Source organism: Actinocorallia lasiicapitis (assembly GCF_054778695.1).
In genome coordinates this window covers 1-9,602 of record NZ_BAAGZI010000224.1, presented here as the reverse complement: position 1 = coordinate 9,602, position 9,602 = coordinate 1, and the positions used below count along the sequence as shown (strand labels likewise).

General features: G+C 71.1%; 10 protein-coding genes. 4 read left to right on the top strand and 6 right to left on the bottom strand.

What is annotated here, in order from left to right:
• On the top strand, positions 1-161 hold a 161-nt coding region (locus tag ACYVE7_RS22035), incomplete at its 5' end, for an OB-fold domain-containing protein (protein ID WP_460366885.1).
• A 32-nt stretch (positions 162-193) separates the two neighbouring features.
• Positions 194-1,324: an NAD(P)H-dependent flavin oxidoreductase gene (locus ACYVE7_RS22030; RefSeq protein WP_460366884.1), complete on the top strand. Its 1,131-nt coding sequence runs from the start codon at positions 194-196 to the stop codon at positions 1,322-1,324.
• Here ACYVE7_RS22030 and ACYVE7_RS22025 read toward each other — a convergent pair.
• A complete protein-coding gene (locus ACYVE7_RS22025) occupies positions 1,311-2,219 on the bottom strand; it encodes an SGNH/GDSL hydrolase family protein (protein WP_460366883.1) in 909 nt (302 codons plus the stop codon). The genes ACYVE7_RS22030 and ACYVE7_RS22025 overlap by 14 nt on opposite strands.
• An 87-nt stretch (positions 2,220-2,306) precedes the next feature.
• On the opposite strand from ACYVE7_RS22025, the gene ACYVE7_RS22020 reads away from it, so the two are divergent.
• Positions 2,307-2,936 (top strand): DUF4126 domain-containing protein, encoded by a 630-nt coding sequence (locus tag ACYVE7_RS22020; protein WP_460366882.1) that lies wholly within the window; start codon positions 2,307-2,309, stop codon positions 2,934-2,936.
• Between the two features lie 101 nt (positions 2,937-3,037).
• On the top strand, positions 3,038-3,598 hold the full coding sequence (locus ACYVE7_RS22015) for a TetR-like C-terminal domain-containing protein (RefSeq protein WP_460366881.1): 561 nt from the start codon (positions 3,038-3,040) through the stop codon (positions 3,596-3,598).
• On the opposite strand, the gene ACYVE7_RS22010 is transcribed toward ACYVE7_RS22015, so the two are convergent.
• The 5 genes from ACYVE7_RS22010 to ACYVE7_RS21990 form a co-directional block, all read right to left on the bottom strand.
• The gene (locus ACYVE7_RS22010) at positions 3,595-4,488 is read right to left on the bottom strand and encodes an NAD(+)/NADH kinase (RefSeq protein ID WP_460366880.1); all 894 of its coding nucleotides are present in this window, start codon (positions 4,486-4,488) and stop codon (positions 3,595-3,597) included. The two genes, ACYVE7_RS22015 and ACYVE7_RS22010, sit on opposite strands and share 4 nt — an antisense overlap.
• Entirely contained in the window at positions 4,485-5,729 is a 1,245-nt protein-coding gene (locus ACYVE7_RS22005) for an SPFH domain-containing protein (protein WP_460366879.1), read from the bottom strand. The genes ACYVE7_RS22010 and ACYVE7_RS22005 overlap by 4 nt, the downstream gene beginning before the upstream one ends.
• 107 nt (positions 5,730-5,836) lie before the next feature.
• The gene (gene uvrB, locus ACYVE7_RS22000; protein ID WP_460366878.1) at positions 5,837-7,957 is read right to left on the bottom strand and encodes an excinuclease ABC subunit UvrB; all 2,121 of its coding nucleotides are present in this window, start codon (positions 7,955-7,957) and stop codon (positions 5,837-5,839) included.
• Positions 7,958-8,080: 123 nt separating this feature from the next.
• Complete coding sequence (locus ACYVE7_RS21995) at positions 8,081-9,016, bottom strand: YsnF/AvaK domain-containing protein (protein ID WP_460366877.1); 936 nt, start codon at positions 9,014-9,016, stop codon at positions 8,081-8,083.
• Between the two features lie 38 nt (positions 9,017-9,054).
• Positions 9,055-9,602: DUF4352 domain-containing protein (locus ACYVE7_RS21990; protein ID WP_460366876.1), on the bottom strand; the 548-nt coding region annotated here is incomplete at its 5' end.

Below are 9,602 nucleotides of genomic sequence, written 5' to 3'. Positions count from 1 at the left end.
GGGGCGAGCCCGCGACCGTCGCGCTGGTGGAGCTGGCCGAGGGCCCGTGGCTGGAGACGGCGCTCGACGGGGTGGCCGAGCCGCGAGAGGGGCTGCCGCTGCGGGCGAGGTTCGTCCCGGCGGAGGAGGGTGAGCCGCATCTGGTCTTCCGGCCCCTCTAGCTGAGCCGAATCTGATTCGGTACGGTCCGGGCATGAGGACCGAGGTGTGCGATCTCGTCGGAGCGGAATTCCCGCTGTTCGCCTTCAGCCACTGCCGGGACGTCGTCGCGGCCGTCACCAACGCGGGCGGGTTCGGGGTGCTCGGGGCGGTCGCCTACAGCCCCGAGCGGCTCGAGGAGGAGCTGCGCTGGATCGACCGGGAGGTCGGCGGGCGCCCCTACGGGGTGGACGTGCTGGTGCCGTCCAAGATCGACGGTTCGGCGCGCGACGGCGGCGACCCCCTCGCGGCGATCCCGGCCGAGCACTGGGCGTTCCTGCTGAAGCTGTTCGAGAAGTACGGGGTGCCGGTGCCCGAGCTCGGCGGAGCCGGTGCGGCCGCGGCGGCGCGCGGCGGGGCGCGTTCGGTGACCGGGGCGGGGGCCACCGAGCTGATCGACGTGGCGCTGTCACATCCCATCCGGCTGATCGCCAGCGCGCTCGGCACTCCCCCGGCGCTCATGGTCACCCGGGCCAAGGAGGCCGGGGTGCCGGTCGCCGCGCTGGTCGGGACCGTGGAGCACGCACGGCGGCAGGTCGCCGCCGGGGTCGATCTGATCGTCGCGCAGGGCGGAGAGGCGGGCGGGCACACCGGGGAGATCTCCACGATGGTGCTGGTGCCCGAGGTCGTGGACGCGGTCGCGCCCGTCCCGGTGCTGGCGGCGGGCGGGATCGCGACCGGACGTCAGATCGCCGCCGCGTACGCGCTGGGCGCCTCGGGGGTGTGGTGCGGGTCGGTGTGGCTGACGACCGAGGAGGCCGAGACCCTGCCGACCGTCAAGCGGAAGCTGCTGGCGGCGTCCGCGACGGACACCGTGCGGTCCAGGTCGCGGACGGGGAAGCCGGCGCGGCAGCTCGTCTCGGCGTGGACGCGGGAGTGGGAGGGGCCGGACAGCCCCGGAGCGCTGCCGATGCCGCTGCAGATGATCGTCGCGGAGGGGGCGATGCGGCATCTGGCCAAGGCCGCCGAGAACGGCAATCCGGGCGCGGCGGAGCTCGTCAACTACTTCGTCGGGCAGTGCGTCGGGCTGATGCGGAGCGTGAAACCGGCACGGCAGGTCGTCTACGACATGGTCGAGGAGTTCGCCGACGCCGTCGGACGGCTGGACGCGATCAGCGAGGGCTGAGCGGACGGTCGGGACCCGTGCGGATCTGCCGGACGACGGCCCGGGCGAGAGCGCGGTAGCCGGCGGCGTTCGGATGGAACATGCCGGCGCGGGCCGTCAGGGACAGTCCGTTGACGTACGGATCCTGGGCGCCGATCTCGTGTCCCGCGAACGCCGCGGCGGTGTCGGCGTACTCGACGGAGCCCGCGGCCCGCCTGCGGACCAGGGCGGAGTCGGCGCGGCGGGCGGCGGCGCGCAGCAGGTCGTTGAGCCGGTCGCCCTGGGTGTTGAGGCCGCGGATCTCCGGCGCGAACAGGCGCGGGTAGCCGACCAGGATGATCCGGGCCTTCGGGGCGCGGGCCGTCAGCCGGGCCAGCAGGGCGTCCAGGGAACGGCGCAGGCCGGCGCGGCGGGCGGGCAGCGCGGCCTCCTCCTGCGCGCAGGCGCGGGAGGAGGGCAGGGCGCAGGCGGCGATCACCTGGGAGAAGCCGAGGTCGTTGCCGCCGATGGTCAGGGTGATGAGGCTGGTGCGGGCTCCGGCCCGGTCGAGCTGGGGGGCTTCGCCCGACTTCCCGGTCAGCAGATGGTCGACCCTGGCGCCGGCGCAGGCCCAGAAGGAGGTGCCGCCCGCGAACCGGAAGGTCCTGCGGACGGTGTGGACGTAGGAGGCGGACGTCCGGTGGCAGCGGTTGGCGGGGGCCAGATCGGCCTTGGCCGGGTAGGCGCCTTCGCCGGAGGAGTAGGAGTCTCCCAGCGCCAGATACGCGCCCTGGACGGCGAGCGCCGCCGGAAGGGGCGACAGGGCCGACGTCGCCGGGGCGGGCGTCGAGGGCAGCGGAAGCGGGGCGGCGGCGGAGCAGCCCTGGACGGCCGCGAACAGCCCGATGATCAGCCCGGTTCTGATGGAAAAGCGCATGTCAACCCCCCGATGGCACCGGTATAGGTTCTCATGCGTCCAAGTGGGGAATGACCGGGAAACAGTGCTTCTGGGGCCGGGGGGACCATGTTCGCTTTCCTGACGGGGCTCGGTTTGGCGAGCGCCGCGGGGCTCAACGCCTACATTCCGATCCTCGTGGTCGGGCTGCTGGCGCGGTTCACCACGCTCGTCGAACTGCCGTCCCAGTTCGCCTGGATGTCGGGCGGCTGGGCGCTGACGATCATCGGGGTGCTGTGCGCGGCCGAGGTCGTCCTGGACAAGGTGCCGATCATCGACAGCGCCAACGACCTCGTCATGACCTTCATCCGGCCCGCCGCCGGCGGCGCGGTGATGGCCGCGAGCACGGCCGCCGGCCAGCTCGACAGCGCGGTCGGCACGGGGGCGACCCTGCTGCAGGACCAGCCGTGGATCGGCTGGGTACTCGGCATGATCGCCGCGTTCGCGGTGCACGCCACCAAGGTCACGGTGCGGCCCGTGGCGAACGTGGGGACGGGCGGCACCGCCGCGCCGGTGCTGTCGACCGCGGAGGACTTCTTCTCGCTGGGGCTGAGCGTGGTCGCGATCCTGGCGCCCGTCCTCGGCGTGATCTTCATGGTGTTCCTGCTCTACTGCGCGATCCGGCTGTTCACGGCCGCCCGCAGACGCAGAGCGCGATCACGGACCGCGCGCTACCGGTTCAAGAGCAGTAGCGGTTGAACGGAAAATTACTTTCGTTTGACGCTGACTTTCCGGCACTCCCCTGGCACACTGTGAGCCACTTCACGGTGACGGTACGGGGGCGGACGGAAGGCGGTGGGATGGCGCTCGCTAGTGAGACCAAGGTGGGCCAGATCTACGCCGCGGCGCTGGGCGCCTTCCGGGAGCAGCGGTTTCCCGGACTGACCCACGGCGCGGTCGCCGACCTGGGGCGGGTCGACGAGGAAGAACTACGGCGGCGCTGGCCGCGGCCGGCGGAACTGCTGGTGGAAGCCCTGGTGGACGGGGTGCTCACCAATCCGGACGATCCCGGCGACAAGGGCCTCAGGGCCGAACTGCTGGAAGTCACGGTGCACATGGCGACCGAGTTCGCGCTCCACGGCGACCTGCTGGTGGCGTTGATGTCGCGGCTCCCCCACGACGAGGAACTGAACCAGGTCTTCCGGGAACGGGTCGTCCTGCCGCGCACCGAAGTCGCCAAGAAGATCTTCGGGCGGGCGATGCTCAGAGGCGAACTGCGGCCGGACGCCGACCCGCGGCTCGTGTTCTCGATCGTCCCGGCACTGATGACCTACCGGGCGATGCTCCGCGACCCGGCCCCCGACCCGGCCGTCGCGGAACACCTCGTCGACGCGCTGATCCTGCCCCGGCTCCTGCGCTAAGCGAGGCGGAGGGCGCGGTCGGCGACCGCGACGGTGAGGCGCTGGCCCCAGGACAGGGTGAGGCGGTCGGATTCCATGCCGTCGCCGAACACGATGAGGCCGTCGGTCTCGCAGGTCAGCGTCAGGGGCGTCGCCGGGTCGAGGAGGCCCTCGGTGCGGGTCGCTCCCGTCGCGGGCGACGGCCACGCCTCGCGGACGAACCACGACAGCCTGCGCTCGGTCGGGCCCGGCAGCGGCAGGGAGCTGCCGCGCTCCAGCCAGGCCGACCGGCACCAGCCGCTCGCGCCCGTCCCCGTCCCGACCAGCACGCCCGAGGACGACTGGCGCTCCGCCACCGGCGCTTCGAGCCGGTAGCGGGCCGACTGGTGGGTCGCGCTGCCGAAGTAGACCTCGTTGAGCGCCGTCAGGGAGCGCCCGTCGTCGAGCCCCGCGGTGACCATCACCCGCTCTTCGACGTCCAGACTCCCGGCGGCCGCCTTTCTCAGCAGCCCGGCGACGGCGCCCGCCTCGTGCCTGACCAGCACTCCGGGGTTCCGGTCCGGCTCGGCGTTGACGCCGATCACCGGCTGGCCAGCCAGGTATTTGGCGACGTTCGCGACCAGGCCGTCCTGCCCGACGACGACCACCACGTCGTCCGGCGCGAACAGGAACCGGTCGAGATCGGCCCGCTCCACGACGCCCCGCCGCCACTCCACCGGGACGGCCGCCCCGACCTCGCCGACGGCCCGCCCCACGGCCTCGTGCGGCGCGACCACCTCCTCGATCTCCCGTCCTCTGCCCTTCAGGTAGTAGGCCGCCTGCTGCCTGGTCCCGTGCCGGGCCACCAGCTCCTCGAACTCGGTCCGTCTCCTGACGACCACCACCCGGGGCGCCAGCCCCTTCGCCGTCACCGCGCCTCGCCGGAGTCGCCGTGCGACAGCCGGGTGAGGGCCTGGCTGAGCAGGTCGGGCGTCAGCGTGAGCTGGCCGATCTCAGGAAGGTTCTCGGCCACGGACTGCGCGGCCAACGCGAGAAGAACCCGGGGGTCAACCCCTGCGTGAGCGGCCAGCCGACCCGCGAGCGCCTCCGCCTCAGCGGCCCCGGCGACCCGAATACGTTCGGCCTCCGCCGCAGCGGCGATCCTGGTGACCGCGGCCAGCGCCTCGGCGCCGATCCGGTCGCGCTCGGCCCGCCCGACCGCGGCGAGCCGCTGCGACTCCCCACTCTCCTCAATCGCCCTACGCTCCCGCGCCAGCCGCGCCTCCTCCTCGACCACCGCGATCCGCACCGCCACCGCCGCGGCTTCCTCTTCGCGGAGGGAGCGGGCTTGGGCGGCGATGCGGGCGGTCTCGGCGTCGAGTTCGGCGGCCAGGTGGTTGCGGGCGGCCTGGGATTCGGCTTCGACCCTGGCCGCCTCGGCGGCGCCCTCCGCGGTGCGGCGGGCGTTCTGGTTGCGCTGGGCGACCAGGTTCTCCTCGCGGTGCGCGAGCTCGATCTTGCTCTGCATCTCGTTCTCGGCGATGGTGCGTTCGCGTTCGACGGCCGTCGCGCGACGCTCGTAGGTGGCGCGGTCGGCTTCCTGCTGGACCTCCTCACGGGCCGGGGTCTGCAGGGCGCGCTCGACCTCCGCCTCGGGACGGACCGCCACCACCCGGACGTCGATCACCGAGATTCCGGTGGCGGCGAGGCGTTCGTCGCCCGACAGGCGTCCGGCGAGCTCGGCGCGGACGGCGTCGGGCCCGGCCACGACCGCCTCCCGGACCCGCAGGCCCGCCAGGACGCGCAGCGCGTGCTGCTGCGCCGTCTCGGTGAGCATCGCGGCGACCTGGTCGAGCGGGGTGCCCTGCCAGCGGCCCGTGTCCGGGCTGACCGCGAAGTCGATGCGCTGCGCCGTCACCGCCGGATCGACGATCCGGTAGGTGACGGTCGCCTGGACGCTCAGATCCTGGAAGTCGTGGCTGCGGCCGTGGAACAGCATCGGCAGCTCCCGGTCGTCCACCGGGACCTCGCTGATCACCGCGGACAGCGGCCGGAACCAGAACGCGATCCCGACACCCTCATGCGCGAGCTTCCCGCTCCGCAGGTGCCGCACATACGTCGTCGGGGCGCTCCGCAGATGCCGCAGAACGAACCTGCGCTGAACATCGGCCATGCCGTCTCCTCACATCGAGTTCTACTCAATATGAGTGCAACAAGCCCTGAAAAGTTCCCCGATCCGCCGCTTTTCTGCGGACCGGGGTCGGCGCTACCTGATGCCCACTACTTGATGCCCGCTTCCTTGAGGTCGCGGAGTTCACGCTTGAGCTCCTTGATCTCGTCGCGGAGACGGGCGGCGAGCTCGAACTGGAGATCCTTGGCGGCCTGGTGCATCTGCTCGGTGAGCGAGGCCACCAGACCCTCCAGCTCCTCGCGCGGCCGGTCGGTGACCAGGTCGTGGGCGTGACGGCCGGTCTCGCGCGCCGCCTTGCTGGCGAAGCCGGGGACGGGTGCCTTGCCGCGCGACTGGGCCCGGCCGGAACCGCCCATCAGGGTCTCGGTGTCCTGGTCCTCGCGGACGATGGAGTCGAGAATGTCGGCGATCTTCTTCCTGAGCGCCTGCGGTTCGATGCCGTGCTCGGCGTTGTACGCCTTCTGCTTGTCGCGACGCCGGTTGGTCTCGTCGATCGCCCGCTCCATCGACGGGGTGATCTTGTCGGCGTACATGTGGACCTCACCGGAGACGTTGCGGGCCGCACGCCCGATCGTCTGGATCAGGGAAGTCTCCGAACGGAGGAACCCCTCCTTGTCGGCGTCGAGGATCGCCACCAGGGAGACCTCAGGCAGGTCGAGACCCTCACGGAGCAGGTTGATGCCGACCAGGACGTCGTACTCGCCGGAGCGCAGCTCGCGCAGCAGCTCGATCCGGCGCAGGGTGTCGACCTCGCTGTGCAGGTAGCGAACCCTGATCCCCAGCTCCAGCAGGTAGTCGGTGAGGTCCTCCGACATCTTCTTGGTGAGGGTGGTGACCAGGACGCGCTCGTCCCGCTCGGTGCGGAGCCTGATCTGGTGGACCAGATCGTCGATCTGGCCCTTGGTGGGCTTGACGATGATCTCGGGGTCGATCAGGCCGGTGGGCCGGATCACCTGCTCGACCACGTCGCCCTGGACGCGGCCCAGTTCGTACGGGCCGGGAGTGGCCGACAGGTAGACGGTCTGCCCGATCCGGTCGAGGAACTCCTCCCACCGCAGCGGGCGGTTGTCGAGCGCCGACGGCAGCCGGAACCCGTGGTCGACGAGCTGGCGCTTGCGGGACGCGTCGCCCTCGTACATCGCGCCGATCTGCGGGACGGTCTGGTGCGACTCGTCCAGGACCAGCAGGAAGTCGTCGGGGAAGAAGTCGAGCAGGGTGTGCGGCGCGCTGCCCGCCTCGCGGCCGTCGATGTGCCGGGAGTAGTTCTCGATGCCGGAGCAGGAGCCGATCTGCCGCATCATCTCGAGGTCGTAGGTGGTGCGCATCCGCAGCCGCTGCGCTTCCAGCAGCTTGCCCTGGCCTTCGAGCTCGGTCAGCCGCTCCTCCAGCTCGGTCTCGATGCCGGAGATCGCGCGTTCCATCCGCTCGGTGCCCGCGGTGTAGTGCGAGGCGGGCAGGATGTGCAGCTCCTCGTGCTCGGAGATCACCTCTCCGGTCAGCGGGTGCAGGGTCGACAGCTTGTCGATCTGGTCGCCGAACATCTCGATCCGGACGGCCAGCTCCTGGTACTGCGGAATCACCTCGATGGTGTCGCCGCGGACCCGGAAGGTGCCCCGGGTGAAGGCCAGGTCGTTGCGGGCGTACTGGATGTCGACCAGGGAGCGGAGCAGGGAGTCCCGGTCGAACTCGTCGCCGACCTTCAGCTTGATCATCCGGCTGACGTACTCCTCGGGCGTGCCGAGGCCGTAGATGCAGGAGACCGAGGCGACGACGACCACGTCGCGGCGGGTGACCAGCGACCAGGTCGCCGAGTGCCGCAGCCGCTCCACCTCGGAGTTGATCGAGGAGTCCTTCTCGATGTAGGTGTCGGTCTGCGGGACGTACGCCTCCGGCTGGTAGTAGTCGTAGTAGGAGACGAAGTACTCGACCGCGTTGTTGGGGAGCATCTCGCGCAGCTCGTTGGCGAACTGGGCGGCGATGGTCTTGTTCGGCAGCATGACCAGCGTGGGCCGCTGGACCTGCTCGATCAGCCACGCGACGGTGGCCGTCTTGCCGGTGCCGGTGGCGCCCAGCAGCACCGAGTCCTTGTCGCCGTTCTGGACGCGTTCCTTGAGCGCCGCGATGGCCGTCGGCTGGTCGCCGGACGGGGTCATCTCGGTGACGACCTCGAACGGCGCACGAGTCCGCTGAAGATCGAGTTCCTGTCGCACGAGTCCTCCCCCAACCTGCACTGCTGACGTCGGTTCCCACGGTATGCCCCGCCACCGACAAAACGGCGGGGACCGGTGATCATCAGCGATCACCGGTCCCGCACGCTGGGTGTCGACTGGGCGTCACTTGCCGTCGAACATGCCCTTGACCTTGTTGAACGTGCTGCCGGCGACGTCGCCCGCCTTGTCGGCCAGGTTTCCGGCCTTGCCGGACACGCCCTTGCCCGTGGCCGTGCCCGACGCGGTCGACTCGAACCGCTCGACCTCGATCCGCTCCCGGCGGATGCTGTCGCGGATGATCCGCTCCTCCGGCACCTGCCGGACGGTGAGGCGGACCCGCTCGACCGGGACGACCTCCTTCATGGCGAGGGCCTGCTGGCCACGGAGCACGACCTCCACGGCGTCCTCCTTGATGTCGCCCGCGCCCTCGGTGACGGGGATGCGCTCCAGCTCGAACTCCTCGTGCATCAGCCGCACACGCTCCTCGACCTGCACCACGTCGACGTACTTGTGCAGCCGGACCCGGCCCAGCTCGACGTCCTCGGTGCGGAAGTGGATCCGCTCCTCACTGCGGAGCAGCGACAGATCGCCGTCGCGCCGGACGTCGGCCCCCGCGTGCTTGCCGCCGGTCTGGTGGGCGATGCCCGCGGCGCCCGCGGCGCCGGCCATGCCCGCGGCCGCCGCGGTGGTGGTCTTGGCGCTGGCCGTGGTGGTCGTGGTGGTGGTCTGGGTCTTCGTCGCGGAACCGTCCAGGCCGTAGTAGGCGCGCAGCCGCGTCTCCTGCTCCGGCGTGATGTGCCGGTCCACGTTCAGCTCGGGCGAGCCCGCGACCTTCTCCTTGCTGTACGGCACCGCCAGGTCGCTGCCCGCCATGCTGCCGTCCTCCAGCGGGACGAAGCGGTCCTTGCCGCCGAGCAGCCCGCCCATCCGCAGCCGCGCCCATTCCTGGACGCCCGAGGTGTCATCGAAGAAGATCTGTTCGATGGTGCCGAGTTCCGTGCCGCCGCTGCCCGTCATCCGGGCGCCCAGCAGCTTCTTGATGTCCAGGGGTGTCGCCATGACATCCTCCGAGAATGGTGTGGATGATTATTCGGACGTTACTTGCGGACGATGGTCCAGTTACTGGAGCCGTTCTTGCGGAGCCCCACCTGAGTGAGCTCCTTTCCCTTCGGAACGACGAAGACGAAAGCGCCGGTCGTGTTCTCGTCGGGCGCGAAGGAACGGTTCATCCGGCGGCCTCGGTAAAGCTGGTCGCCCGCGGCCTTGTCGCCGGCCGTGAAGGTGGTGGCGGCGGTGTAACCGCGCTGCTGACCGGGCGACGCCGTGCACGCGCCCGTCCCCTTGTTGCCGATCGTCGTGTTGACCACGACGAACTCCTTGCCGCTCGGCGGGTAGTACCACTTGCCGGTGGCGACGTTCTTCAGCCGCGGGACGGCGTCCTCGATCGAGGTTGCGGTGAACGCGATCCGGCAGCCGTCCGCGTCGGAGGCGGCCCCCGTCGTGGCCACGGGCGCCGCCGGGACGGCGCTCTGGCCGTCACCGGTCTGCCCGCCGGTCTGCCCATCGGCCTGCGAGCCCGGCGACATGTCGACGCTCGAGACGCCCTCGGGGCTCACCACGGGGCTGGAGGCGGTCTTGGGCGCCG